Here is a 24,736-nt window from a genome sequence, read left to right as displayed (position 1 = left end):
GCAGGCTGCCTGTCCGCCGCCGGCGGCTCAGGGCGTCGACAACATGGCGGTGGCGAAGCCGAAGTAGATCACCACCCCCGAGGCATCGATCAGGGTCGTCACCAGCGGCGCCGAGGCGGTGGCCGGGTCCCAGCCCAGGCGGTCGAGCACGAAGGGCAGGCACATGCCGAGCAGGCTGCCGAACAGCACGATGGCGATCATGCTCACCGCCACCACCAGCGCCACCGCCTCGCCGGCGCGGATCACCCCGATGGGCGCCACCGCCAGGGCCATGGTCAGTCCCAGGGCGCCCGCCACCAGCAGCTCGCGACCGAGCAGCTTGCCCCAGTCCTTGATGCCCACGTCCCCGGTGGCCATGCCGCGCACCATCAGGGTGGCCGCCTGGGCGCCGGCGTTGCCGCCGCCGCCGATCAGCAGCGGCAGGAAGAACACCAGCGCCACCTGGGCGGCGATGGTCTCCTCGAAGTAGGCGATGCCCGCCCCGGAGAAGAGGTTGCCGAACACCAGCAGCACCAGCCAGAGCACCCGCTTGCGGTACAGGCTCCACAGCGGCACCCGGCGCACGCCCCCCTCCAGGGCGCCGATCGACATCCCCTTGTGGATATCTTCGGTGGCCTCGGACTCGACCACGTCCATGGCGTCGTCGTGGGTGACGATGCCGATCAGCCGCCGCTCGGCGTCGACCACCGGCAGCGCCAGCAGGTCGTAGCGGGCGACGATGCGCGCGACCTCCTCCTGGGGCACGTCCACCCGGGTGTGGATAACTTCATGGATCATCAGGTCGTCGACCCGCGCCCCGGGCCGCGCCACCATCAGCTGACGCAGCGACAGAGTGCCGGCCAAACGACCGTCGGGATCGACGATATAGAGCTGGTAGACCGTCTCGGCATCCGGGGCGGTCTGGCGCACCCGCATCATCGCCCGGGACACCGTCAGGCCGGCGGGGATCGCCACGTAGTCCGAGGTCATCAGCGCGCCGGCGGTGCCTTCCGCGTAGCTCGCCAGGCGCTTGAGCGCCTCCCGTTCCTGTCGGGCCATGCGCCTCAGCAGGGCCTCGCGACGATCATCGCCCAGCGTCTTGAAGAGATCCGCACGCTCGTCGGCGCCCATCTCCTCGAGGATCGCCAGCAGCACCTCGTCATCCAGCGCCTCGGTGATCGCCCGCTGCTCGTCGCCCGGCAGGTGGCCGAGCACGCTGGCGCGGCGCTCCAGCGGCAGCCGCGAGAAGAGTACCAGGGCTCGCGGCATGTCCTGATCGTCCTCGACCAGGGTCTCGAGGATCTCGGCGATATCGGCGGAGCGCAGCTCCGGCAGCAGGCCCCGCAGGCGCGCGTCATCGCCCTCCAGGGCGGAGAGCAGCGTCGCCTTGTGCGTCTGCAGGGGATCGCTCAGTGACATCCAGGGCCTCCCGGCGGCGAGGCCGGCCCGGGGACCGGCGGGAAGAGAACGGTGGCGCCTCGAGAGCCCGGAAACGACGACGCCCCCCGGACAGGATCCGGAGGGCGTCGAGGTCGAGACACGAGTCGGGCGTTAGCCGCGGCCGGCCTTGCGACGCACCTGCTGGATGGTACGCAGCTGAGCCATGGCCTCGGCCAGCTCTGCGGCGGCGTGACTGTAGTCGAGCTCCGCCGACTTGTCGCCCATCTCCTTCAGCGCGTGCTGACGGGCCTCTTCGGCGGCGGCCTCGTCGAGGTCGTCGGCGCGCACGGCGGTATCCGCCAGCACCGTGACCACATTGGGCTGCACCTCGAGGAAACCGCCCGAGACGTAGAAGTGATCTTCCTCACCTCCGCCATGGACGATCCGTATCGGACCCGGCGCCAGCTCGGTGAGCAGTGGCGTGTGCCCGGCCAGGATCCCGAGATCCCCCATGGTACCGGCCGCCACGACCTGCTCGGCGGACCCGGAGTAGATCGACGCCTCGGCGCTGACGATCTCGCACTTGAAGCTTTTCGTCATGATGACGTCTCCCAGGTGGAGGGATTACTTCATCTGGTTGGCTTTCTCGACGGCCTCGTCGATGGTGCCGACCATGTAGAAGGCCTGCTCGGGCAGCTCGTCATACTCGCCGTCGAGGATACCCTGGAAGCCGCGGATGGTGTCCTTCAGGGACACGTACTTGCCGGGCGCCCCGGTGAAGACCTCGGCCACGAAGAACGGCTGCGACAGGAAGCGCTGGATCTTACGCGCCCGGGAGACGGCCAGCTTGTCCTCGTCGGACAGCTCGTCCATGCCCAGGATCGCGATGATGTCCTTGAGCTCCTTGTAGCGCTGCAACACGCCCTGCACGCCGCGAGCGGTGCCGTAGTGCTCGTCGCCGACGACCAGCGGGTCGAGCTGGCGCGAGGTGGAGTCCAGCGGATCGATGGCCGGGTAGATACCCAGCTCGGCGATCGAGCGCGCCAGTACCACGGTCGCATCCAGGTGCGAGAAGGTGGTCGCCGGAGACGGATCGGTCAGGTCATCCGCGGGCACGTAGACGGCCTGCACGGAGGTGATCGAGCCATCCTTGGTGGAGGTGATGCGCTCCTGCAGGACGCCCATCTCCTCGGCCAGGGTCGGCTGGTAGCCCACCGCGGACGGCATACGGCCCAGCAGTGCGGAGACCTCGGTACCGGCCAGGGTGTAGCGGTAGATGTTGTCGACGAACAGCAGCACGTCGCGGCCTTCATCGCGGAACTTCTCGGCGATGGTCAGGCCGGTCAGGGCCACACGCAGGCGGTTGCCGGGCGGCTCGTTCATCTGACCGTAGACCAGCGACACCTTGTCGATGACGTTGGATTCGGTCATCTCGTGATAGAAGTCGTTACCCTCACGAGTCCGCTCACCCACGCCGGCGAACACGGAGTAGCCGCTGTGCTCGGTGGCGATGTTACGGATCAGCTCCATCATGTTGACGGTCTTGCCGACGCCGGCGCCGCCGAACAGGCCGACCTTGCCGCCCTTGGCGAACGGGCACACCAGGTCGATGACCTTGATGCCGGTCTCCAGAAGCTCGCTGGAGGCCGCCTGGTCGGCGTAGCCCGGCGCCTTGCGGTGGATCGGCATGCGCTCTTCTTCGCCGATGTCGCCGGCCTCGTCGATGGGCTCGCCCAGCACGTTCATGATGCGACCCAGGGTCGCCTTGCCGACCGGCACGGAGATCGGAGCACCGGTGCCGACCACGTTCAGGCCGCGCTTGAGGCCTTCGGTGGTGCCCATGGCGATGGTGCGCACCACGCCGTCACCCAGCTGCTGCTGGGTCTCGAGAACGGTCCCGGTGTCCGAGACATTCAGCGCGTCGTAGACCTTGGGCACATTGTCCCGCGGAAACTCTACGTCAATCACCGCGCCGATGATTTGTACGATACGTCCGCTCATCTTGGTTCCTCTCAAATACCTGCAAATGAAACCTGCTTGCCGGGAGGGCACTGCCCTCCCCGACGCTAAACGGCGGCGGCGCCACCGACGATCTCGGAGATTTCCTGGGTAATGGCCGCCTGACGGGCCTTGTTGTACACCAGCTCCAGGTCGTCGATCAGATTGCCGGCGTTGTCGGTGGCACTCTTCATGGCGATCATCCGAGCGGCCTGCTCGCACGCCACGTTCTCGACCACCGCCTGATAGACCTGCGCCTCGACGAAACGCACGAGCAGGCTATCCAGCAGCGCCTTGGCATCCGGCTCATACAGGTAGTCCCAGCTACCGGGACGCTTTGTTTCTTCGGTGGACGTTTCCGTCCCCATCTCGGCCGACAGGGGCAACAGCTGACGAACCACCGGCTTCTGGGTCATGGTGTTGACGAACTCGTTGAACACCACGTAGAGGCGGTCCAGCTGGCCCTCATCGTACGCATCCAGCATGACCTTCACGCTGCCGATCAGGTCCTCCGGATCCGGCGCCTCACCCAGGCCGCTCTTGGCCGCGACGAGGCTGCCGCCGAACTTGCGGAAGAAGCCGGTGGCCTTGCTGCCCAGGGCACAGAAGTCGAGCTCCGCGCCCTGCTCACGCTGGGCCTTGGCATCCTTCACCACGGACTTGAACAGGTTGACGTTGAGGCCCCCGCACAGTCCGCGGTCGGAGGAGACCACGATGTAGCCGACCCGCTTGACCTCGCGCTCTTCCATCCACGGATGCTTGTACTCCGGGTTGGCATCGGCGACGTGGCCCACGACGTTGCGGATCTGCTTGGCATAGGGCTGGCTGGCCTTCATCCGGTCCTGTGCCTTGCGCATCTTCGACGCAGCCACCATTTCCATGGCGCTGGTGATCTTCTGCGTGTTCTTGATGCTCCCGATCTGGGTGCGAATCTCTTTTGCAGCTGCCATAGCGATCTACCTTATCGTTCGTGGCCCTCAGAAAGCTCCAGGGCCCGCCCCGGAGGAGCGGGCCGTCGGCATTACCAGCTCTGAGTGGCCTTGAACTTCTCGAGACCGGCCTTGAGGCCCGACTTGATCTCGTCGCTATAGTCGCCGGTCTGGTTGATCGTCTCGAGCAGATCGGCGTGCTCGGACTTCATGTAGTCCTGCAGCGCGCGCTCGAAGTCCAGCACCTTGTTGACCTCGACCTGCTCCAGATGCCCCTCGTTGGCGGCATACAGGGAGACGGCCATCTCGGCCACGGACATCGGCGCATACTGGTGCTGCTTCATCAGCTCGGTGACGCGCTGACCGTGCTCCAGCTGCTTGCGAGTGGCCTCGTCCAGATCGGAGGCGAACTGGGCGAAGGCCGCCAGCTCGCGGTACTGGGCCAGGGCCAGACGCACGCTGCCGCCGAGCTTCTTGATGATCTTGGTCTGGGCCGAGCCGCCGACACGCGACACCGAGAGGCCGGCGTTGATGGCCGGACGGATGCCCGAGTTGAACAGGTCGGTCTCGAGGAAGATCTGACCATCAGTGATCGAGATCACGTTGGTCGGCACGAACGCGGAGACGTCGCCGCCCTGGGTCTCGATGATCGGCAGGGCCGTCAGTGAGCCGGTCTTGCCCTTCACTTCGCCATTGGTGAACTTCTCGACGTAGTCGGCGTTCACGCGAGCGGCACGCTCGAGCAGGCGGGAGTGGAGGTAGAAGACGTCACCCGGGAAGGCTTCGCGGCCTGGCGGGCGACGCAGCAGCAGGGAGACCTGACGATAGGCCACGGCCTGCTTGGAGAGATCGTCGTAGACGATCAGAGCGTCTTCGCCGCGGTCGCGGAAGTACTCGCCCATGGTGCAGCCGGAGTAGGCGGCGAGGAACTGCATCGGGGCCGGATCGGCGGCGCCGGCGGCGACCACGATGGTGTGTTCCATGGCACCGTGCTCTTCGAGCTTGCGCACCACGTTGGCAATGGTCGACTGCTTCTGGCCGATGGCCACGTAGACGCAGGTGACGCCCTTGCCCTTCTGGTTGATGATCGCATCGATGGCGATGGCCGACTTGCCGATCTGGCGGTCGCCGATGATCAGCTCACGCTGGCCGCGGCCGATCGGCACCATGGCATCGATGGACTTGAAGCCGGTCTGGATCGGCTCGTCGACGGACTGACGGGTAATGACGCCGGGGGCGACCTTTTCCACCGCGTCGGTCAGCTTGGTGTTGAGATCACCCTTGCCGTCGATGGGGTTGCCCAGGGCGTCGACCACGCGGCCGGCGAGCTCGGGACCCACCGGCACCTCGAGGATGCGCCCGGTGCACTGGGCGGTCATGCCCTCTTCGAGCTTCAGGTAGTCGCCCAGCACCACGGCGCCGACGTTGTCGCGCTCGAGGTTCAGCGTCATGCCGTAGACGCCGCCGGGGAACTCGATCATCTCGCCGAACATCGCGTCGGCCAGGCCGTGGATCTGCACGATACCGTCAGACACGCTGACGATGGTGCCCTGATTACGGGCTTCGGATGCGACATCCAGCTTTTCGATACGCTGCTTGATGATGTCGCTGATCTCGGAAGGATTCAGTTGCTGCATGCCATGTCCCTCAGACTCAGGCGGAAAGGGCCTCGTGGAGGCGATTCAGTCGACCGCGTACCGAGCCGTCGATGACGGTATCGCCGGCACGCAGGATGACGCCTCCCAGGAGGGTGGAATCCACCTGAGTGGTAATGGAGATTTCGCGGTTCAGACGCTTGGCCAGTGCACTCGCGAGCTTGTCCTGCTGCTTGTCGTCCAGCGGGAAGGCGGAGACGATGTTCACGTCCATGCGCTTCTCCTGCTGGGCCTTGAGCATGGTGAACTGCTCGACGATGGCCGGAAGCGTCGCCAGGCGACCCTTCTGGCCGACCAGGCGCAGGAAATTGCGGACGGCGTCGCTCACGGCGTCGCCACAGACGTCGACGACCACCTCGGCCTTCTGGGTGCTCGACAGCTGCGGGTTGCCGAGCACGCGGCTGCGCATGTCGTCGTCAAGGACGACACGCGCCGCGGTCTCGAGCATCCCGGCCCAGTCATCCAGTGCCTGCTGCTCAACGGCGTACTCGAAGGCCGCCTTGGCGTAGGGTCGTGCGACGGTAGACGTTTCCGCCATGGGTCACCTCCTCAAAGCTCGTTGGCGAGTTTGTCGACGAGCTTGCCGTGCTTCTTCTCGTCGATGGAGGCTTCCAGGATCCGCTCCGCACCCACGATGGCGAGACGCGACACCTGCACCCGCAGATCTTCCTTCGCGCGATTCACTTCCTGGTCGATCTCGGACTTGGCCTGAGCGATCATCCGCTCGCCTTCCTGGCGCGCCTGGTCACGCGCCTCCTCGATCATCTGGCTGGAGCGCTTGTGGGCCTGCTCCAGAATCTCGGCGGCCTGATCCTTGCTCTCGCGCAGCGTCTCGCCGGCCTGTTCTTCGGCCAGCTCCAGGTCACGCGAGGCGCGGCTGGCCGCGTCCAGGCCGTCGGCGATCTTCTTCTGACGCTCATGGAGCGCGTTGCTGATCGGCGGCCACACAAACTTAATGCAAAATCCGACGAAGATCGCGAAGGCGATCATCTGTCCGATTAGCGTCATGTTGATATTCACAGGGACGTACCTCTGACAGATTCGTGGCGTCCGGAAACAAGCAAACCGAGCGCGGTGCGCCCGGTGTGCCAAACGTTAACCGGCAACGACGAAGATCAGGTACATCGCGATGCCGACGCCGATCATGGGCACGGCGTCCAGCAGGCCCGCCATCAGGAAGGTCTTGGTCTGCAGCTGGTCGCCCAGCTCCGGCTGGCGAGCGGTGGTTTCGAGCAGCTTGCCACCCAGCAGGGCGAAGCCGATGCCGGTACCCAGTGCGCCCAGGCCGATCATGAGAGAGGCAGCAATGTAGATGAGTTCCATGGTGATGCTCCTATCGAGTTTACGTTTAGGTTCAAGGGTTTAGCGGGTGTTACGTGATTCAGTGATGCTCATGTGCCGCGTTCAGGTAGACCACCGTCAGGACGGTGAAGATGAACGCCTGCAGGGTGATGACCAGGATGTGGAAGATGGCCCAGGGCACGTTCAGCGTCCAGGAGACCCAGAACGGCAGCAGCGCGATCAGCAGGAAAATGACCTCGCCGGCGAACAGGTTGCCGAAGAGTCGCAGGCCCAGGCTCAGCGGTTTCACCAGCAGGCCGATGAGCTCCATGATCAGGTTGAAGGGGATCAGCAGCCAGTGATTGAACGGGGTGAACGAGAGCTCCTTGATGAAGCCGCCGGCGCCCTTGACCTTGATGCTGTAGTAAATGATCAGGCAGAACACGCCCAGCGCCATGCCGAGGGTGATGTTGGGATCGGTGGTCGGCACGAGCTTCATGTACTCGACGCCGAACTTGGCGAACAGCTCCGGCATCAGGTCCACGGGCACCAGCTTCAGCAGGTTCATCAGGAAGATCCAGACGAACAGGGTCAGCGCCAGCGGGGCGATCACCGGGTTCTTGCCGTGCAGGAAGGCACCGCGCACCGTGCCCTCGACGAACTCGAAGATCATCTCGATGGCGCACTGCAGCTTGCCGGGCACACCGGTGGTGGCGGCCTTGCCGACGGTGCGGAACAGCCAGATGAACAGCGCGCCCATCGCCAGCGACCAGCCCATGGTGTCCAGGTGGATCGCCCAGAAGCCCATGTCCTGGGCCTCCGCGGCCGAGTGGGCCAGCGACCAGCCGTTCTCGGGGTGATAGCCGTAGGTCAGATTCTGCAGGTGGTGCTGGATATACTCCGTGGGAGTCGAGTTGTTGCCTGCCATGAGCTGCCTCGATTTCAGTTGGGTGTCTGTCGCGTCATCAGCCAGGAGGCCAGCCAGTACGCGAACAGGGTCACCACATAAGCGCCAAAGAATAAAGCATGATTTGAGAGGGGCACTGTCATGAATACCAGTGCGAAGAGTGCCACTGTCAAACCAAACTTTCCGGCCGCCGCGCGGTAGAGGCCGTGGACCGCTCGGCGTGCCTGGCGACCGCCGCGGTGGCGAAATACGCGCCAGGCGAAGTAGATATTCGGCAGCAGCGCCACAGCGCTTCCCACCAGGGCCGAGACAGCATCGGCGGGGCCCTTGAACCCGGCCGCCAGCCCGACCATGACCGCCATGGCGGCGAGCTGTAAAAGCCACAGTGGCCGCAGGCTGGGACGCCTGATCCTGGCTGCCATGAGGGTCTCCGTTCACGCTACCGATGGTCGGCGACCCGTCTGCTTCGCTGATCCTCTGCCGCGCGCGGATCAACGAAAGGTCCGGCGCGATTATAGGGAAGCCCCACCCAGGCTTCAACCGAGAGAGCCGCCATTGGGCGCGATATCTCGTTGCTCTACGACTAAAAGTCGATAAATTCGCCCAGTATGTTTAGCCGGCTAACTGCCGCATCACCTCGCCGACGGCCCGCTAGCGGATGTGCTCGAGGATCCCGTCGAGCTCGTCGAGGCTCGCATAGCGGATCGTCACGCGCCCCTTGCCGCCGCGTCCGTGCTGGATCTTCACCGGCGCGCCCAGCACCTCGGCGAGGCGGGTCTCGAGGCCGGCCACGTCGGCGGACGGCGCCTCGGGAGCGGGCTTCGCCGGCTCGCCGTTGGCCAGGCGCTTGACCAGCGCCTCGGTGTCGCGAACGGTGAGGTCCTTGTTGACCACCTCGTGGGCGGCCTTGCGCTGCTTGGCGCCCGACAGCGCCAGCAGCGCCCGGGCGTGCCCCATGTCCAGGTCGCCGCGCTCGAGCAGGGTCTGCACCTCGGGGTCCAGCGTCAGCAGGCGCAGCAGGTTGGCCACCTGGGCGCGGGAGCGACCCACCGCATCGGCGGTCTGCTGCTGGGTCAGCGAGAACTCCTCGAGCAGCCGCTTCAGCGCCATCGCCTCCTCGACCGGGTTGAGGTCCTCGCGCTGGATGTTCTCGATCAGCGCCAGCGCCAGCGCCACCTCGTCGCTCACCTCGCGGATCACCGCGGGGATCACGTCGAGCTCGGCGAGCTGGGCGGCCCGCCAGCGGCGCTCACCGGCGATGATCTCGTAGCGGGCCTCGCCCACGGGGCGCACCACGATCGGCTGCATCACGCCCTGGGCGCGAATCGAGTCGGCGAGTTCCTCGAGGGCCTCGGGCTGGATGTCGCGACGCGGCTGGTACTTGCCGCGAGAGAGCTGCCCCAGCGGCAGGCGCTCGAGGCGTTCTTCGGGGGCGGCCGCCTGTGGAGCGATACTCTCGACCCCCTTCTCGATATCGACCTCGGGCAGGTCCAGGCTTTCACGACGGCGGGCGTTGGCACCAATCAGGGCATCCAGGCCACGTCCCAGGGCGCGTTTACGCGTCATCGACATTCCCTCATCACTACCAGCGGTGTTCGACGGCCGGCCTACAGCGACAGGCGTCGGATCAGTTCCTTGGCCAGCACCCGGTGGGCCTGGCTGCCTCGCGAGAAGCGCGCGTACTTGGTCACCGGCAGCCCGTGGCTAGGGGCTTCGGCGACCCGGATGTTGCGCGGGATGGTGGTCTTGAGCAGCGCATCGCCGAAGTAGTCGCGCAGCTGCTTGCTGACGTCCCGGGTCAGGCTGTTGCGGGCGTCGAACATGGTACGCAGGATACCGAAGATCTCGATTTGCGGGTTCACGCTGTCCTTGATCTGCTCAACGGTATCGAGCAGCGCCGAAAGCCCTTCCAGGGCATAGAACTCGCACTGCAGCGGGATCAGCACCCCGTCGGCCGCGGTCAGGGCATTCACGGTGAGCATGTTCAACGACGGTGGGCAGTCGATCAGCACCACGTCGTACTCGCCGGAGAGCTCCGCCAGGGCCGTGACCAGCTTGCGCTCCCGGCCGTCGCCGCCAGCGAGCAGCTCCACCTCGGCGGCGGTCAGGTCGCCGTTGCCGGGCAGCAGGGCGTAGCCGGCCTGGGGGCAGTCGAGGATCACCTCGGTGGGTTTCTTGTCGCCCAGCACCACGTCGAGCACGCTGCCGTCCAGGTCATGCTTGTCGGCGCCGCTGCCCATGGTGGCATGCCCCTGGGGATCCAGGTCGACCAGCAGCACGCGGCGATCCAGCGCCGCCAGGCTGGCGGCGAGGTTGACGGCGGTCGTGGTCTTGCCCACGCCGCCCTTCTGGTTGGTCAAGGCAATGATCTTGGTCACGTGCAACTCCCTTGCTGGGGAAACAGACGCCTCAGGGGCAGGCCTCGACGGACGCCCGGTGGCGCAGGACCACCAGCGGTCGGCTGCCGGACGCGAAGGGCACCGCGAGGTCATGACGGGCCGCCACGCCGACCTGCTCGGGCAGGCCGGCCAGCTCATCATCCACGGCGGGGCCCTTCATGGCCAGCCACTCGCCGGCGGGTGCCACCAGGGGCAGGGTCAGCGCGACGAAATCCCCGAGGCTCGAGAAGGCCCGCGAGATCACCTGCGCATAGCCGCCGGCGGGAGGCTGGAAGGCCTCGACCCGCGCCTGCACCGGGGTGACGTTGGTCAGTCCAAGCTCCATCACGGCCTGGCGCTGGAAGCGCACCTTCTTGCCGTTGCTGTCGAGCAGCGTGACCGCAAGCGTCGGCCTGAGAATCGCCAGGACCAGCCCGGGCAGCCCCGGGCCCGAGCCCACGTCGAGCAGCGTCGGTCCCTCGACGAAGGGCAGCACCGCGGCGCTGTCGAGCAGATGGCGGCTGACCATCTCCTCCGGCGCGCGTACCGCGGTGAGGTTATAGGCGCGGTTCCACTTGTGCAACAGCCCCACCAGCGCCAGCAGGCGACGGCGCTGCTCGGCGTCCACGGGGATCTCCAGCGCGGCCAGGCCGCGGTCGAGGCGCGCCTCGACGGTCGCGTCCACGTCCGTCATGCGCTGACCGCCCGGCTGTCGTCGAGCAGGCGCCGTTTCTTGAGATGGATCAGCAGGATCGACACCGCGGCCGGCGTGACGCCGGAGATGCGCGACGCCTGTGCCAGGGTCTCGGGGCGTGCCGCCTCGAGCTTCTGGCGGATCTCGTTGGAGAGGCCCTCGACGCGCTGGTAGTCCAGGTCGGTCGGCAGCGGGGTCGCCTCGTGACGCTTGAGCTTGTCGATCTCCTGCTGCTGACGGTCGATGTAGCCCTGGTACTTGGCCTGGATCTGCACCTGGTCGGCCACCGCCTCGTCCTCGACGGGCTCGCCCTCGATGCCGGGCAGGTCGGCGAGGTCCGCGTAGACGAGCTCGGGGCGCTTGAGCAGGTCCATCAGGCGGTACTCGCGCGGCAGCGGCGCGCCGGTCTTGGCCTCGACCCGCGCCGCCGCGGGGCTGCCCGGCTGCACCCAGCTGGCCTTGAGGCGGGCGCTCTCGCGCTCCACGGCGTCGCGCTTGGTGGCGAAGGCCGACCAGCGGGCGTCGTCGACCAGGCCGAGTTCGCGGCCGAGCTCGGTGAGGCGCATGTCGGCGTTGTCCTCGCGCAGCAGCAGGCGGTACTCGGCCCGGGAGGTAAACATCCGGTAGGGCTCCTTCGTCCCCAGGGTGATCAGGTCGTCGACCAGCACGCCGAGGTAGGCCTCGTCGCGACGCGGCGACCAGGCCTCCTGGCCGCGGGCCCGGCGGGCGGCATTGAGCCCGGCGAGCAGGCCCTGGGCGCCGGCCTCCTCGTAGCCGGTGGTGCCGTTGATCTGGCCGGCGAAGAACAGGTTGTGGATGAATTTGGTTTCCAGCGAGTGCCTGAGGTCACGCGGATCGAAGAAATCGTACTCGATGGCATAGCCCGGGCGCGTGATATGGGCGTTCTCGAAGCCCTTGATCGAGCGCACGACCTGCAGCTGCACGTCGAAGGGCAGCGAGGTGGAGATGCCGTTGGGGTAGAGCTCATGGGTATCGAGGCCCTCGGGCTCGACGAACACCTGGTGGCTGGCCTTGTCGGCGAAGCGGTGCACCTTGTCCTCGATCGACGGGCAGTAGCGCGGCCCGACGCCCTCGATCACCCCCGAGTACATCGGCGAGCGATCGAGATTGGCATGGATGATCTCGTGGGTGCGCTCGTTGGTGTGCGCGATGTGGCAGCTCACCTGGCGCGGATGCATCTCGCGGCTGCCCAGGTAGGACATCACCGGGGTCGGCGTGTCGCCGGGCTGCTCCTCGAGCGAGGCGAGGTCGATGCTCTTGGCATCGAGACGCGGCGGCGTGCCGGTCTTCAGGCGATCGACCCGGAACGGCAGCGCCCGTAGCCGCTCGGCCAGGCCGTTGGAGGCGGGATCCCCGGCGCGACCTCCGCGGCTGGTGTCGAGCCCGATGTGGATCACCCCGCCGAGGAAGGTGCCCGTGCACAGCACCACCGTCTCGGCGAGGAAGCGGATGCCGGTCTCGGTGACCACCCCGCGCACGGTATCGCCGTCGACGATCAGGTCCCCCGCCGCCTGCTGGAACAGGGTCAGGTTGGCCTGGTTCTCCAGCATGGTGCGGATCGCGGCCTTGTAGCGGACCCGGTCGGCCTGAGCCCGGGTGGCCCGTACCGCCGGCCCCTTGCGGGCATTGAGCACGCGAAACTGGATGCCGCCGAGGTCGGTTGCCAGGCCCATGGCACCGCCCAGGGCATCGATCTCCTTGACCAGATGACTCTTGCCGATCCCGCCGATGGCGGGATTGCAGGACATCTGGCCGAGCGTCTCGATGTTATGGGTCAGCAGCAAGGTCCGGCAGCCCATGCGGGCCGAGGCCAGGGCGGCTTCGGTTCCGGCATGGCCGCCGCCGATGACGATGACGTCAAAGCGGTCGGGATACTCCAAGGGTCACCTCTTGGCGCGGCGCGCCGATGTGGCAGTCAGGGGTGGAAATCAGCGGGGCAGTATAAACCCCCTGTGGGTAATCGTCAGGGTTTTCCACACCCGAATTCCATCCCCGCGGCGGTCATCGCTCTTCATATACAATAAAACAGAATATAAAAGAGAAGTTCTGTTGTGGTTGTAACTACTGGTGTGGACATTTTTGGTGGATAAGGAGGTAAAGCCCTTTTTTATCAACAGCTTGTATTGTTGATCCCTCGCGGGAGAAAGGCGTGACTGCCTGCGGACGAGGTGTCCGGAGACTGTGGATGGAATGGCGCCTTGTCCACACGCGAAAACGAACACCGCTTGTCCACCGCTCCCTACCAGGCTTGTTACCGCGACTGTGAACACTCGGCTGCCGGGCGTCTATCGCCCCGCATGACGGGGCCTGCAGACGGATCCAGGCAGGTATCGGAATTTTTCTATCCACAGGCAAAAAAAGGCCCTGTCGATAACGACAGGGCCTTTTTTGAGGGGCTTCAGAGGGGCTTCTGGAGGGCTCCCGAGGGGAGCCGAGCAGGTGAGATCAGTGCTTGAGGACCCGCGAGAGGAAGCTCTGGGTGCGTTCGTTCTGCGGCGAATCGAAGACCTCCTCGGGCGGCCCCTCCTCGGTGATCTCGCCCTTGTGAATGAAGATCACCCGATCGGCGACCTCACGGGCAAAGCCCATCTCGTGGGTCACGATCAGCATGGTCATGCCTTCCCGCGCGAGCTCGCGCATGGCGTCCAGGACCTCGCCGATCATCTCCGGGTCCAGCGCCGAGGTGGGCTCGTCGAACAGCATCAGGCGCGGCTCCATGGCCAGCGCACGGGCCAGCGCCACGCGCTGCTGCTGACCGCCGGAGAGCTGCCCGGGATGCTTGGCGGCCTGGTCGCTGATGCCGACCCGCTCGAGCAGGCGCTCGGCGGTCTCGGTGGCGTCCTCCTGGCTCCAGCCGCGCACCTTCATCGGCGCCAGGGTCACGTTGTCCAGCACGCTCAGGTGGGGGAAGAGGTTGAACTGCTGGAAGACCATGCCGACCTCGGTGCGGATCTTCTGCAGCGCCTTGGTGGCCTTGCCGTGGGGCACCAGAGGGCTGCCATCGACCTCCAGGTAGCCCTGCTGGAACTCCTCGAGGCCGTTGATGCAGCGGATCAGCGTCGACTTGCCCGAGCCGCTGGCGCCGATGATCACCACCACCTCGCCGGGGGAGACCGACAGGTCGATGTCCTTGAGCACGTGCAGGCTGCCAAAATGCTTGTTGACCTTGTCCATGCGCACGATGGGATCGCTGCCGGACGTGGACTTCTCGTGTGTCATGTCGCGCGTTCCTTATTGTCCGACCAGGCCTCTGAGCTCGAGCTGGCGCAGCAAGAGCGAGAGGGTCAGGGTGATCGCCAGATAGAGAAGGGCGACCATCAGGTAGACCTCGAGGGCATTGAAGGTGGTGGCGATGTAGACCTGGCCCTGGCGGACCAGCTCGCCGACCCCGATCACCGAGAACAGCGAGGTGTCCTTGATGCTGATGATGCCCTGGTTACCGAGTGACGGGATCATGCGCCGGAAGGCCTGGGGCCAGATGACGTAGCGGAAGGTCTGGCGGCGTGACAGGCCGAGCGACAGGCCGGCCTCGCGCTGGCCGCGCTCGATGGACTGCACGCCGCCGCGCACGATCTCCGAGATATATGCGCCGGAGTTGACGGCGATGGCGGCGATACCGGCCACCAGGGCGTTGATCGGGCCGCCGAGCAGCTGCGGCAGGCCATAGAAGATGAACAGCACCTGCACCAGCACCGGGGTGCCGCGGAAGATCTCGATGTAGGCCACGGCCGGGATCTTCAGCCAGGCGAGGCGGCTGATGCGCAGCAGGCCGAAGAGGATACCGATCAGGAAACCGATGGCCAGGCCGCCGAAGGAGATCAGCAGGGTATAGGGGATACCCTTGAGCAGGAAGGGAATGGAGGCAAAGGCCGCCTGCCAGTCGAATTGGAAGGTGACGTCCACTAGGTTTCTCCGTCAAGACGCGGTGAATGACGACAGGGGAAGGTACCGGGGGCGCAACGCAGCGGGGCCGGGCCACATGACCCGACCCCGCTGACGGACGTCGCCGGGCATCACTCGCCGCTGGCGCTACCGAACCACTTGGCGTGGATCTCGTCGTAGGTGCCGTCTGCCTTCATCTCGGCCAGGGCCTCGTTGACGGGCTCGACCCACTCGCTGCCCTTGACGAAGACGATGCCGTATTGCTGGCCCTCGTGGAGGTCGCCCACGACCTTGACGCGGCCCTCGCCCTTGGTCTTGGAGAAGTAGCCGACGTTGGGCGCATCGTAGAAGGCGGCATCGACGCTGCCGCCGAGCAGGGCCATGTACATGTCGCTGGTCCCGGGATACGGCGTGATGTCGGCCTCGTCGCCGAGGTTTTCCTGGAGGAAGTCGTAGCTCGTGGAGCCGACCTTGGTGCCGATCTTCTTGCCGTTCAGGTCCTCGAGCTCCTGGACGCTGTCGTCATTGGCGCCGATCAGGATGCGCAGGCCGCTGTCGTAGTAGGGATCGGAGAAGTCGACGATCTCGGCGCGTTCCTCGGTGATGGTGATGCCGGCGATGGCGATGTCGACGTTGCCGGTCTGCACGGCGGGAATGATGCCGTTGAAGTCCATGGTGCGCAGGTTGTATTCGAAGCCGGCCCGCTCGGCCAGTTCGCTGATAATGTCCATGTCGAAACCGACCATCTCGCCGGATTCCTGATCCATCATCTCGAAGGGCACGAAGCTCGGGTCGGTGACGACTTCGAGCACGTGCTCATCGGCGTTGGCCAGCGAGGCGGCACCCAGTCCGATGGCGATGCTGGCGGCCAGTGTGGCTCTCTTCAGTTGCGGTTTCATAGCATTCCCCGTGGAAGGATTTCTTATTCATTCGCGCCATCAACGATGGCGAGTTCCCGGAGAAGCGTCAAGTGACCGGCAAGGCGGCCTTTGGCCGCTGAGCCAACGTTGGCGCTCAGACCATGAAGGAGGCGCCACAGCCGCAGGTCGTGGTGGCGTTGGGGTTCTGGACCAGGAAACGGGCGCCGGCGAGGCCCTCCTCGTAGTCGACGGTGGAGCCGACCAGATACTGGTAGGAGAGCGGGTCGACCACCAGCGACACGGCGCCGAATTCGACGAGGGTATCGTCCTCGGCGGTCTCCTCGGCGAAGTCGAAGCCGTACTGGAAGCCTGAGCAGCCCCCGCCGGTGACGTAGACCCGAAGCTTGAGCCGGGGGTTGCCCAGTTCCTCGATCAGCGCCGCGAGTCGAGACCGGGCGCCGTCGGAGAGCATCAAGGGGGTGGGAACGAAGGATTCGGCACCGCTCATGGGTGACCTCCCCTGGATCGATGAATGGCGTGACAGCAGGCGATTATCCCCATTCCCCAGCAAAAGGGTCAACTTTATCGAGGCGGGCAGGGCGATTGCAGGTGGCAGGAGAGCTCGGAGGCGATCCATGGGCAGGCCATCGAGGAGGCGCTGTAAACCCATCCCTGGGCGCTACCGACGCCCTGCGACGCTCTCGCATCCTGCTTCGCTTGCAGGACCGGTGCTGGCCATCCATGGCCCGCCCGTTCGAAGCAATGCTTCTCACCCCTGGCGTAGGACCTCCTCTCAGGCCTTCCCCCGGCGCTCCTCGCAACGCGCCATTCTGATCGCCCTCCGCCTCTTTATATCAGGGCATGATGGCCGGGGCATCGAGGCCGGCGGTCTCGTCGAGGCCGAACATCAGGTTGAGGTTGTGCACGGCCTGGCCCGAGGCGCCCTTGACCAGGTTGTCGATCACCGAGAGCACCACCACGGTGTCGCCGTCACCGGGGCGGTGCACCGCCAGCCGGCAGACGTTGGCGCCCTTGACGCTGCGCGTCTCGGGGTGGCTGCCGGCGGGCATCACGTCGACGAAGGGCTCGGCGGCGAAGCGGCGCTCGAAGAGCGCCTGGAGATCGCCCGGCTCGCCGGTGAGGCGCCCGTAGAGGGTGGCGTGGATGCCGCGGATCATCGGCGTCAGGTGCGGCACGAAGGTCAGGCCTACCGGGCCGCCGGCGGCATCGCCGAGCCCCTGGCGAATCTCCGGCAGGTGGCGATGGCCCGAGGCGCCATAGGCCTTCATGGACTCGCTGGCCTCGGCCAGCAGCGAGGGCACCTTGGCGCCGCGCCCGGCGCCGGTGACGCCGGACTTGCAGTCGGCGATCACGTGCTCGACATCGATCAGGCCGGCCTCCAGCAGCGGCAGCAGGCCGAGCTGCACGGCGGTGGGGTAGCAGCCGGGTACCGCGATCAGCCGGGCCTCGCGGATGCGCTCGCGACGCACCTCCGGCAGGCCGTAGAGCGCCTCGCCGAGCAGCGCAGGCGCCCCGTGGGCCTGGCCGTACCAGTGTGCCCACTCCTCGGCATCGCGCAGCCGGAAGTCGGCCGACAGGTCGATGACCCGGGTGCCGCGCTCGAGCAGCTCGCCGGCCAGGGCGTGGGCCACGCCGTGGGGGGTGGCGAAGAAGACGGCGTCGCAGCGCCCCAGCCGTTCGGCATCGGGCAGGCTGAAGACCAGCTCGTCGTAGTGGCCACGCAGGTTGGGGTACAGCTCGCTGACGGCCATGCCCGCCTCGGAGCGCGAGGTGATGGCATCCACCTCCACGTCCGGATGACGAGCCAGCAGCCTGAGCAGTTCGACGCCGGTGTATCCGGTGCCGCCGACGATTCCGACCTTGATCACGATGGACTCCTGGGAACGGGGCTGGGAGGGGAAGCGCTGAGACCTCCGTGTCTGGATATGATACACAAGAGGGCAGGGTCCACCCAGACGGGGGATCCCGATGCTCAGGCCGAACAGGAACGTCGCCGTGCCACGCTTTTCGCTACCCGACTTCAGCCTGGATGGCTTCCGTCGCCAGCTCGCCAATGTGGATGCCCTGCCCCAGCTATGCGTGCTGGGCGTGGTCTCGGGGCTGATCACCGGGGGGCTGATGGTGGCGTTCCGGCTGCTGCTCACCCTCGGTGCCCTGGCCTTCATGCCCGACGGCAACCCCGAGGCCTTCGAGCAGCTCCCGCCTTGGGGGCGCGCCCTGCTGCCGCTGCTGGCGGTAACGCTGATCGGCCTGTGGCTGTGGCGCCAGCCGGTGGCCAACCGCAAGATCGGCGTGGCCCACGTGATCGAGCGGCTGACCTACCACCAGGGGCGCTTCCCGCTGCGCAACTGGATCACCCAGTGGTGGGTCGGGCTGATCTCGGTGCTCGGCGGCCTCTCCGCCGGGCGCGAGGGGCCGGCCATCCACCTGGGGGCCGCGGCCGTCAGCGGCCTCGGCCAGCGGCTCAAGCTGCCCCACAACAGCCTGCGGGTGCTGGTAGCCTGCGGTACCGCGGCGGCCATCTCGGCCTCCTTCCACACCCCCATCGCCGGGGTCATCTTCGCCATGGAAGTGGTGATGATGGAGTACACCATCGTCGGCTTCATGCCGGTGATCCTGGCCTCGACCATGGGCGCGGTGGTGGCCCAGCTGGTCTTCGGCACCGAGCGCGCCTTCCAGGCCACCGACGTGGCGCTGGGCTCGCTGGTCAATCTGCCGTGGCTGGTGGTCTGCGCGCTGGTCATCGGGCTGCTGGCCGGGCTCTTCGTACGGGTGGCGCGCTCCGGGCACCGCCTGGAACGGCTGCCCTGGGGCGTGCGCTGTGCGCTGGTCGGGCTGGTGGTGGGCGGCGTGGCCTGGTGGTACCCCCAGGTGCAGGGCATGGGCTATGACACCCTGGCCCTGACCCTCTCGGGAGGCCTGCCGCTGGACGTGCTGCTGGCGGTGGCCATCGGCAAGCTGCTGCTCACCGCCGGCGCCGTGGCCTGCGGCATTCCGGTCAGCATCATCGGGCCGGTACTGGTGGTGGGCGCCGCGGCCGGCACCCTGCTGGGCCTGCTCGGCGCCCAGCTGATGCCGAGCCTGGCCGCCGGTCCCGAGATCTATGGCATGCTCGGCATGGCCGCCATGATGGGGGCGGTGCTGCAGGCGCCGCTGGCCGCGCTGATGGCGCTGCTCGAGCTGACCAGCAACCCCAACATCATCCTGCCGGGCATGCTGGCGGTGGTGGTGGCGGGACTGACCTCCCGTCAGCTGTGTCGCTGCGATGGCTTCTTCATCAGCGTCACCCGACACGGCATGCACCCGCTACAGCAGCCGCTGATGCAGGCGCTCTCCCGGGTGTCGGTGCCGGCGGTCATGGAGCGCAGCCTGGTCCGCAGCGCGCGCCTGGTGACCCGCGACCAGGCCCGGGCCCTGCTCGAGGCCAATCCCGTCTGGGTGCTGATCGAGCGCTCCTCCGCCGACAAGCCGCTGCTGGCGCTCAAGGCCGCCGACCTGGCGCGCTGGCTGCTGGAACACGACGAGGAGAGTGCCGATGACAGCGCGCTGCTGGATCTGGTCGAGATCCCCGGCCAGCGCCTGGACATGGCGCCGATCCATCTGCAGGCGACGCTCACCGAGGCCTTCGACCGGCTCAACGACAAGGCGGTCGACGCCCTCTATGTGGAGCACGGCCATCGGCCGAAGAACAAGCGGATTTCCGGTATCATCACCCGCGACGCCATTGAGCGACATTATCGTTTTTCCGATTCATCAAACGGCTGAGGAGTCGTCATGTACCTGTGGATGAAGGCCCTGCACCTGGTGGCCATGGTGACCTGGTTCGCTGCTCTCTTTTATCTGCCGCGCCTCTACGTCTACCACGCCCAGGCCCGTGACCGCGGCGAGCAGCAGGCGATCGACCACTTCCTCGTCATGGAGCGCAAGCTCTATCGCGGGATCATGACGCCGTCGATGATCGCCGTGCTGCTCTTCGGCGGCGCCATGCTGGCGCTCAATCCCGCCTGGCTCGGCCAGGGCTGGCTCCACGCCAAGCTCGCGCTGGTGGTGCTGCTGGTGGCCTATCACCATGTCTGCCTGATCTACCTGAAGCAGTTCGCCGCGGCGCGCTGCACCCGCGGCCACGTCTTCTTCCGCTGGTTCAACGAGCTGCCGGTGATCGCCCTGCTGCTGATCATCTTCCTCGCCGTGATGAAGCCCTTCTGATGGCCGACAGCGCGGAACTGACTCCCCACCTTCCGACCGTGCTGGTGCTGGCCGGCCACGATCCCACCGGCGGCGCCGGACTTGTCGCCGACAGCGAGGCGGTGGCCGCCTGCGGCGGCTGGGCCTTGACCCTGCCCACGGCGCTGACGGTGCAGAACTGTCGCGACGTCAGCGCGGTGCGCCCCGTGCCCGCCGATGACCTGCGTGCCATGGCGGCGGCCCTCGACGACTTCGAGATCGCCGCCATCAAGATCGGCGTGATCCCTGACGTGGCCGTGCTGGATGCCGTGGTGGACATCGTGCGGCGGCGTCCTGGCGTGCCGGTGGTGATGGATCCGGTGCTCAGCGCCGGCGGCGGCAGCGAGTTGTCCACAATCGAGCTGATCGACGCCATCCGCCATCATCTGCTACCGCTTGTGGATATCCTGACGCCTAATCGTCGCGAGCTGGCTCGGCTGGCCGACCCCGACTGCGGCGACGATACCGAGCGGGCGGTGACGCTGATCTCGCTGGGCTGCCAGGCGCTGCTGGTCACCGGCACCGACGACCCCGAGGGGCGAGTGCCGGCCGATCGCGTGGAGCATACCCTGCATGCTCCGGACACCAGCCGCCAGTGGACCTGGCCGCGCCTGGCCGGCGTCTTCCATGGCTCCGGCTGCACCCTGGCGAGCGCCCTGGCGGCGCGTCTGGCCGCGGGAGAGTCGCTGGTCACCGCCTGCGAACAGGCCCAGGCCTTCACCTGGCAGGCGCTGGCCCATGGCTGGCAGCCCGGCAAGGATCAGCGCCTGCCGCGTCGTCTCTGGGAGCTGCCGGCGCTGCCCGCCGGTCTCGCTCCCGGAGCGCCGAGCGGGAGCTGAGGCCGGACGGGCTGGTCATCGCCCCGCCGGCAGACGAGAATAGGGACGAATTCGGGCCACGCCGGTCGCGCTTCGTTTGGCGACATTCACCGGCTTTTCACCGCCCGCCACAGGGTTATCCAGAGAACTATCCACAGCCTGCCCGACGGGCAGGCCTCAACAGGGCAAGAGGTTGACATGACCACATCCGCACAGCTCTTCGAACAGGCCTGCCGGCATATCCCCGGCGGGGTCAACTCGCCGGTGCGCGCCTTCAAGGGCATGGATCGTCCCCCGGTGTTCATGGAGCGTGCCAAGGGCGCCTACCTGTTCGATGTGGAAGGCAAGCGCTATGTCGACTACGTCGGCTCCTGGGGGCCGATGATCACCGGGCATGCCGATCCCGAGGTGCTGGGCGCGGTGCGTGAGCGCCTCGATGCCGGCCTCTCCTTCGGCACCCCCACGGCCGTCGAGACCACCATGGCCGACCTGATCTGCGAGATGATTCCCTCCATCGAGATGGTGCGCATGGTCAACTCCGGCACCGAGGCCACCATGTCGGCGGTGCGCCTGGCGCGCGGCTTCACCGGCCGCGACAAGATCGTCAAGTTCGAGGGCAACTACCACGGCCACACCGATTCGCTGCTGGTCAAGGCCGGTTCCGGCGCCCTGACCCACGGCGAGCCGAGCTCTCCCGGGGTGCCGGCGTCCCTGGCCGAACATACCGTGACGCTCTCCTTCAACGATCCCGATGCCGTGGAGCAGTGCTTCGAGGAGATCGGCAGCGAGGTGGCCTGCATCATCGTCGAGCCGGTGGCCGGCAACATGAACTGCATTCCGCCCCAGCCGGACTTCCTGGAGACCCTGCGCAAGGTCTGCGATCGGTTCGGCAGCCTGCTGATCTTCGATGAGGTGATGACCGGCTTCCGCGTGGCGCTGGGCGGGGCTCAGGCGCACTATGGCGTCACCCCCGACCTGACCTGCCTGGGCAAGATCGTCGGCGGCGGCATGCCGGTGGGGGCCTTCGGCGGGCGTCGCGAGATCATGGAGATCGTCTCGCCGCTGGGGCCGGTCTATCAGGCCGGTACCCTCTCGGGCAATCCGCTGGCCATGACGGCGGGCATCACCCTGCTGAAAAAGCTGCAGGCGCCTGGCTTTCACGACGCCCTGGCTCAGCGGGTCGAGACGCTCTGCCAGGGTCTCGAGGCGCGTGCCGAGGCGGCGGGCATCGACATGATCACCCAGCGCGCCGGCGGCATGTTCGGGCTCTTCTTTACCGGCCAGAGCCGGGTCGACAACTTCGCCCAGGCCACCGCCTGCGACGGGGACGCCTTCCGTCGCTTCTTCACCGCGATGCTCGACGAGGGGGTCTACCTGGCACCCTCGGCCTTCGAGGCCGGTTTCATGTCCAGCGCCCACGCCCCGGAGGACATCCAGCTGACTCTGGATGCCGCCGAGCGCGCCTTTGCGGCAATGCAGCGTAGCTGATCCCCTTCACCGACCGGGAGACCCGAGATGGGCCAGAGAGATGCGCAACACCAGGCTGCGTGCGAGGACGCTCTGCCGCTGGAGGCAGTGATCGATCGACTGGTGGCCTTCCACGCTCGCGAAAGCGTGGCGTCGCTTGCCGACCATGCCGATGATGCCGGCCTGGTGGCCTTCCGGGAGCGCATCGAGGGCGAGGTGGCGGCCCTCGAGCCGCTGCTGATCGGCGAGGAGGATCGGCATCGCCTCGCCTCGCTTCTCCAGTGGCTCGATCAGGACGTGCAGCGCCTGGCCCCGGTCTTCCTCAAGCGTCGGGATCGACTGCTGGCGGCGAGCTGGGCCGTCGAGCATCCCGAGAGTCGGCTGTGCGATGAGGGCCGAGTGCTGCTCGTCAATGCCATCGGCCGCGACCTGCAGGGGCCCGGCGCCGAGGGCGTTCTCGATCCCGGCAGCGATCTGGCCGCGTTGCTGGTGGGGCTGGACGCCCGGGGCGAGGCCGGCCTGGCCCGCCAGGCGCTGGATCGCTATCTGCGTCTCTCCGGCGACTACGGCATGGCCCGGCTGCTCTCGGTGTTTCGCGTCGTCGAGGCCCTCGCCGGTGCGCGGCGTGCCCTGGCGCGTCGGCGCGCGGCGGGGGAGGACGCCGAGCGTCCGGCGCTGCTGGCCGAGACCATGCGGGCGTGTCATGGCTATCTGACCCTGGCCGAGGCCTATGCCGAGTTCCGCTTTCCTCCGCTGGTGATCGGCATCGGGGTCTCCGGCAGCGGCAAGAGCCGTTTCACGCGCACCCTGGTATCAGGACTGGGCGCCGTGCGGATCTGTTCCGACGTGGAGCGGCGGCGCGTCCATGGCCTCGATCCACAGGATCCCTCGACGCCACCGGCTGTGGATATCTTCAGCCGAGAGACCACCGCGCAGACCTATCGCCGGATGGCCGAGTGCGCCGGCATGCTGCTGGAGGCCGGTTTCCCGGCCTGTGTCGACGGCACCTTCCTGAAACGTGAGCAGCGCGATCTGCTGCGCCAGGAGGCCGAGGCCCGAGGCCTGCCGGTGCTGCTGGTCAGCTTCGAGGCCGATGAGGCCACCCTGCGCCGTCGCATCGAGAAGCGGGCCGGGCGTCAGGGCGTCGAGGCGCGGGAGAGCCTGGCGATACTGGAGGCCCAGCAGGCCGGCTTCGAGGCGATCGGCGACGAGGAGCGCCTGCACCTGCTGCGCCTGGACACCACCGCCGACAACGCCGCCGAGACCCTGGCGGGGCTGATCCAGGAGCACGTGCGCCTGACCTGAACGAACCTGGAGCGACCTGACTCGAGGTGACTCGTGCGGGAGACAGAGGGCCGGAGGGAGAGGGCCCGGCCGGGTCGTCGAAGGGGAAGGGCTCAGGACGGAGCGATCAGGAGTGGGGAGAGGCGCCCGGTGGCGGGTTGTCCCGATGGCGCCGTCCCACCAGCGGTGGCGGGGCGCCGAGGTTCTGACGGGCCCAGTTCACCGCCTGCAGGCGGTTATGCACCTTGATCTTGCGAAAGATGTTGTAGAGGTGGGACTTGACGGTGTGTTCGCTGACGAAGAGCTGATCGGCGATCTCGATGTTCGAGGCGCCCGTGCCGAGCATGGCGATGATCTCCAGCTCCCGGTGCGTCAGGCCGCAGACCGGCCGATACGAGTTGAGCTGCTGGCGACGGAAGAACTGGATCATCCGGGTCATCAGTGAGCGAGACATCCACAGGTTGCCTTCCAGCAGGATGGTCAGCCCCTTGCAGATCATCTCCAGCGAATCGCTGCGATAGAAGACCCCCTGCAGGTTCATGGCCGAGAGGATCTCGACGGCATGCTCTTCATCGCGCAGGTTGAAGGCGGCCAGGGACATGTCGTCGGCCTCGGCCGCCTTGACGTGCCACTTCTGCATGGTGGCCTCGTCGATATGATCCGCATCGAGCAGGACCACCGTCGGCGAGGCCTCCTTGCCCTTCCACTCCGCGGCGGGGGCGACGACCGAGACCTGACAGTCGAGCTGCTGGTGCAGGTAGTCGATGAAGAGTTGTGACTGAGGGTTGTTGGCGGTGACCAGCAACACCAGGCGCTGCCCCTGCTCCATGATCCCGACCCCCTTCGTACGTGCGATGACGTTTCAGATACGCAATCAGCCGAACGTGGCAGCTTTGCCACACTGGGAGTAAGTCTTGGTCATAATGTAAGTTTTAGTTACTAACTTTTGGTTATGTGA

The 24,736-nt window shown here is 66.8% G+C and carries 25 protein-coding genes; 5 read left to right on the top strand and 20 right to left on the bottom strand.

All coding sequences use genetic code 11. From position 1 onward, the window contains the following. Positions 1 to 27 precede the first annotated feature (27 nt). The 19 genes from mgtE to argC form a co-directional block, all read right to left on the bottom strand. The gene (gene mgtE / locus ABE957_RS00305) at positions 28 to 1,398 is read right to left on the bottom strand and encodes a magnesium transporter (protein ID WP_349756645.1); all 1,371 of its coding nucleotides are present in this window, start codon (positions 1,396 to 1,398) and stop codon (positions 28 to 30) included. A gap of 132 nt (positions 1,399 to 1,530) precedes the next feature. Beyond that, a complete protein-coding gene (locus ABE957_RS00300; protein ID WP_349756644.1) occupies positions 1,531 to 1,959 on the bottom strand; it encodes a F0F1 ATP synthase subunit epsilon in 429 nt (142 codons plus the stop codon). Between the two features lie 24 nt (positions 1,960 to 1,983). Then, on the bottom strand, positions 1,984 to 3,360 hold the full coding sequence (gene atpD, locus ABE957_RS00295) for a F0F1 ATP synthase subunit beta (RefSeq protein WP_349756643.1): 1,377 nt from the start codon (positions 3,358 to 3,360) through the stop codon (positions 1,984 to 1,986). Positions 3,361 to 3,425: 65 nt separating this feature from the next. Next, positions 3,426 to 4,307 carry a F0F1 ATP synthase subunit gamma gene (atpG, locus tag ABE957_RS00290; protein WP_349756642.1) on the bottom strand — a complete coding sequence of 294 codons (882 nt, stop codon included), beginning with the start codon at positions 4,305 to 4,307 and terminating at the stop codon, positions 3,426 to 3,428. Positions 4,308 to 4,378: 71 nt separating this feature from the next. Beyond that, complete coding sequence (gene atpA / locus ABE957_RS00285; RefSeq protein WP_349756641.1) at positions 4,379 to 5,923, bottom strand: F0F1 ATP synthase subunit alpha; 1,545 nt, start codon at positions 5,921 to 5,923, stop codon at positions 4,379 to 4,381. Positions 5,924 to 5,939: 16 nt separating this feature from the next. After that, the gene (locus ABE957_RS00280) at positions 5,940 to 6,479 is read right to left on the bottom strand and encodes a F0F1 ATP synthase subunit delta (RefSeq protein ID WP_349756640.1); all 540 of its coding nucleotides are present in this window, start codon (positions 6,477 to 6,479) and stop codon (positions 5,940 to 5,942) included. 11 nt (positions 6,480 to 6,490) lie between these two features. Next, a complete protein-coding gene (locus ABE957_RS00275) occupies positions 6,491 to 6,961 on the bottom strand; it encodes a F0F1 ATP synthase subunit B (RefSeq protein WP_349756639.1) in 471 nt (156 codons plus the stop codon). 75 nt (positions 6,962 to 7,036) lie between these two features. Further along, a complete protein-coding gene (atpE, locus tag ABE957_RS00270) occupies positions 7,037 to 7,264 on the bottom strand; it encodes a F0F1 ATP synthase subunit C (protein ID WP_138178816.1) in 228 nt (75 codons plus the stop codon). 58 nt (positions 7,265 to 7,322) lie between these two features. Next, on the bottom strand, positions 7,323 to 8,150 hold the full coding sequence (atpB, locus tag ABE957_RS00265) for a F0F1 ATP synthase subunit A (protein ID WP_349756638.1): 828 nt from the start codon (positions 8,148 to 8,150) through the stop codon (positions 7,323 to 7,325). A gap of 14 nt (positions 8,151 to 8,164) precedes the next feature. Next, positions 8,165 to 8,551: an ATP synthase subunit I gene (locus tag ABE957_RS00260; RefSeq protein ID WP_349756637.1), complete on the bottom strand. Its 387-nt coding sequence runs from the start codon at positions 8,549 to 8,551 to the stop codon at positions 8,165 to 8,167. 229 nt (positions 8,552 to 8,780) lie between these two features. Further along, positions 8,781 to 9,695 carry a ParB/RepB/Spo0J family partition protein gene (locus ABE957_RS00255; protein WP_349756636.1) on the bottom strand — a complete coding sequence of 305 codons (915 nt, stop codon included), beginning with the start codon at positions 9,693 to 9,695 and terminating at the stop codon, positions 8,781 to 8,783. Positions 9,696 to 9,736: 41 nt separating this feature from the next. After that, positions 9,737 to 10,507: a ParA family protein gene (locus ABE957_RS00250; RefSeq protein ID WP_349756635.1), complete on the bottom strand. Its 771-nt coding sequence runs from the start codon at positions 10,505 to 10,507 to the stop codon at positions 9,737 to 9,739. A 31-nt stretch (positions 10,508 to 10,538) separates the two neighbouring features. After that, a complete protein-coding gene (rsmG, locus tag ABE957_RS00245; protein ID WP_349756634.1) occupies positions 10,539 to 11,201 on the bottom strand; it encodes a 16S rRNA (guanine(527)-N(7))-methyltransferase RsmG in 663 nt (220 codons plus the stop codon). Continuing rightward, complete coding sequence (mnmG, locus tag ABE957_RS00240; RefSeq protein ID WP_349756633.1) at positions 11,198 to 13,102, bottom strand: tRNA uridine-5-carboxymethylaminomethyl(34) synthesis enzyme MnmG; 1,905 nt, start codon at positions 13,100 to 13,102, stop codon at positions 11,198 to 11,200. Before mnmG ends, rsmG begins: the two co-directional genes overlap by 4 nt. A 565-nt stretch (positions 13,103 to 13,667) precedes the next feature. Then, positions 13,668 to 14,441, bottom strand: a complete 774-nt coding sequence (locus ABE957_RS00235; RefSeq protein ID WP_349756632.1) for an amino acid ABC transporter ATP-binding protein — start codon at positions 14,439 to 14,441, stop codon at positions 13,668 to 13,670. 12 nt (positions 14,442 to 14,453) lie between these two features. Continuing rightward, positions 14,454 to 15,125 (bottom strand): amino acid ABC transporter permease, encoded by a 672-nt coding sequence (locus ABE957_RS00230; protein ID WP_349756631.1) that lies wholly within the window; start codon positions 15,123 to 15,125, stop codon positions 14,454 to 14,456. A gap of 110 nt (positions 15,126 to 15,235) precedes the next feature. Next, the gene (locus ABE957_RS00225) at positions 15,236 to 16,003 is read right to left on the bottom strand and encodes a transporter substrate-binding domain-containing protein (protein ID WP_349756630.1); all 768 of its coding nucleotides are present in this window, start codon (positions 16,001 to 16,003) and stop codon (positions 15,236 to 15,238) included. A 115-nt stretch (positions 16,004 to 16,118) separates the two neighbouring features. After that, positions 16,119 to 16,472, bottom strand: coding sequence for an iron-sulfur cluster insertion protein ErpA (gene erpA / locus ABE957_RS00220; RefSeq protein ID WP_349756629.1), 354 nt, complete (start codon positions 16,470 to 16,472; stop codon positions 16,119 to 16,121). 346 nt (positions 16,473 to 16,818) lie between these two features. Beyond that, positions 16,819 to 17,853, bottom strand: coding sequence for an N-acetyl-gamma-glutamyl-phosphate reductase (gene argC / locus ABE957_RS00215; RefSeq protein WP_349756628.1), 1,035 nt, complete (start codon positions 17,851 to 17,853; stop codon positions 16,819 to 16,821). Positions 17,854 to 17,980: 127 nt separating this feature from the next. Between argC and ABE957_RS00210 the strand changes: the two genes are divergently transcribed. The 5 genes from ABE957_RS00210 to ABE957_RS00190 all read left to right on the top strand — a co-directional run bounded on the left by ABE957_RS00210 (position 17,981) and on the right by ABE957_RS00190 (position 23,799). Next, the gene (locus ABE957_RS00210) at positions 17,981 to 19,750 is read left to right on the top strand and encodes a chloride channel protein (RefSeq protein WP_349756626.1); all 1,770 of its coding nucleotides are present in this window, start codon (positions 17,981 to 17,983) and stop codon (positions 19,748 to 19,750) included. A 9-nt stretch (positions 19,751 to 19,759) separates the two neighbouring features. Then, entirely contained in the window at positions 19,760 to 20,191 is a 432-nt protein-coding gene (gene hemJ, locus ABE957_RS00205) for a protoporphyrinogen oxidase HemJ (protein ID WP_349756625.1), read from the top strand. Next, a complete protein-coding gene (gene thiD, locus ABE957_RS00200) occupies positions 20,191 to 21,048 on the top strand; it encodes a bifunctional hydroxymethylpyrimidine kinase/phosphomethylpyrimidine kinase (protein WP_349756624.1) in 858 nt (285 codons plus the stop codon). Before hemJ ends, thiD begins: the two co-directional genes overlap by 1 nt. 177 nt (positions 21,049 to 21,225) lie before the next feature. Next, complete coding sequence (gene hemL, locus ABE957_RS00195; protein WP_349756623.1) at positions 21,226 to 22,515, top strand: glutamate-1-semialdehyde 2,1-aminomutase; 1,290 nt, start codon at positions 21,226 to 21,228, stop codon at positions 22,513 to 22,515. Between the two features lie 27 nt (positions 22,516 to 22,542). Then, positions 22,543 to 23,799 (top strand): P-loop nucleotide/nucleoside kinase family protein, encoded by a 1,257-nt coding sequence (locus ABE957_RS00190; protein ID WP_349756622.1) that lies wholly within the window; start codon positions 22,543 to 22,545, stop codon positions 23,797 to 23,799. A 106-nt stretch (positions 23,800 to 23,905) separates the two neighbouring features. Here ABE957_RS00190 and ABE957_RS00185 read toward each other — a convergent pair whose 3' ends face one another. After that, positions 23,906 to 24,607: a LuxR C-terminal-related transcriptional regulator gene (locus ABE957_RS00185; protein ID WP_349756621.1), complete on the bottom strand. Its 702-nt coding sequence runs from the start codon at positions 24,605 to 24,607 to the stop codon at positions 23,906 to 23,908. Positions 24,608 to 24,736 lie beyond the last annotated feature (129 nt).

Origin of the sequence: Halomonas pelophila (assembly GCF_040196315.1) — a bacterium.
GTDB classification, from domain to species: Bacteria; Pseudomonadota; Gammaproteobacteria; order Pseudomonadales; family Halomonadaceae; genus Halomonas; species Halomonas pelophila.
Note: the sequence above shows the minus strand (reverse complement) of the source record. Positions and strands in the feature narration are given on the sequence as shown.

What these genes read in the sequence shown, in the direction of transcription:
- ABE957_RS00190 (WP_349756622.1), top strand. Translation starts at nt 22,543, where the DNA reads ATGGGCCAGAGAGATGCGCAACACCAGGCTGCGTGCGAGGACGCTCTG.
- ABE957_RS00255 (WP_349756636.1), bottom strand. Translation starts at nt 9,695, where the DNA reads ATGACGCGTAAACGCGCCCTGGGACGTGGCCTGGATGCCCTGATTGGT.
- erpA (WP_349756629.1), bottom strand. Translation starts at nt 16,472, where the DNA reads ATGAGCGGTGCCGAATCCTTCGTTCCCACCCCCTTGATGCTCTCCGAC.
- ABE957_RS00225 (WP_349756630.1), bottom strand. Translation starts at nt 16,003, where the DNA reads ATGAAACCGCAACTGAAGAGAGCCACACTGGCCGCCAGCATCGCCATC.
- atpA (WP_349756641.1), bottom strand. Translation starts at nt 5,923, where the DNA reads ATGCAGCAACTGAATCCTTCCGAGATCAGCGACATCATCAAGCAGCGT.
- atpD (WP_349756643.1), bottom strand. Translation starts at nt 3,360, where the DNA reads ATGAGCGGACGTATCGTACAAATCATCGGCGCGGTGATTGACGTAGAG.
- ABE957_RS00300 (WP_349756644.1), bottom strand. Translation starts at nt 1,959, where the DNA reads ATGACGAAAAGCTTCAAGTGCGAGATCGTCAGCGCCGAGGCGTCGATC.
- atpE (WP_138178816.1), bottom strand. Translation starts at nt 7,264, where the DNA reads ATGGAACTCATCTACATTGCTGCCTCTCTCATGATCGGCCTGGGCGCA.
- ABE957_RS00280 (WP_349756640.1), bottom strand. Translation starts at nt 6,479, where the DNA reads ATGGCGGAAACGTCTACCGTCGCACGACCCTACGCCAAGGCGGCCTTC.
- hemJ (WP_349756625.1), top strand. Translation starts at nt 19,760, where the DNA reads ATGTACCTGTGGATGAAGGCCCTGCACCTGGTGGCCATGGTGACCTGG.
- ABE957_RS00260 (WP_349756637.1), bottom strand. Translation starts at nt 8,551, where the DNA reads ATGGCAGCCAGGATCAGGCGTCCCAGCCTGCGGCCACTGTGGCTTTTA.
- thiD (WP_349756624.1), top strand. Translation starts at nt 20,191, where the DNA reads ATGGCCGACAGCGCGGAACTGACTCCCCACCTTCCGACCGTGCTGGTG.
- atpB (WP_349756638.1), bottom strand. Translation starts at nt 8,150, where the DNA reads ATGGCAGGCAACAACTCGACTCCCACGGAGTATATCCAGCACCACCTG.
- atpG (WP_349756642.1), bottom strand. Translation starts at nt 4,307, where the DNA reads ATGGCAGCTGCAAAAGAGATTCGCACCCAGATCGGGAGCATCAAGAAC.
- hemL (WP_349756623.1), top strand. Translation starts at nt 21,226, where the DNA reads ATGACCACATCCGCACAGCTCTTCGAACAGGCCTGCCGGCATATCCCC.
- mgtE (WP_349756645.1), bottom strand. Translation starts at nt 1,398, where the DNA reads ATGTCACTGAGCGATCCCCTGCAGACGCACAAGGCGACGCTGCTCTCC.
- ABE957_RS00235 (WP_349756632.1), bottom strand. Translation starts at nt 14,441, where the DNA reads ATGACACACGAGAAGTCCACGTCCGGCAGCGATCCCATCGTGCGCATG.
- rsmG (WP_349756634.1), bottom strand. Translation starts at nt 11,201, where the DNA reads ATGACGGACGTGGACGCGACCGTCGAGGCGCGCCTCGACCGCGGCCTG.
- ABE957_RS00185 (WP_349756621.1), bottom strand. Translation starts at nt 24,607, where the DNA reads ATGGAGCAGGGGCAGCGCCTGGTGTTGCTGGTCACCGCCAACAACCCT.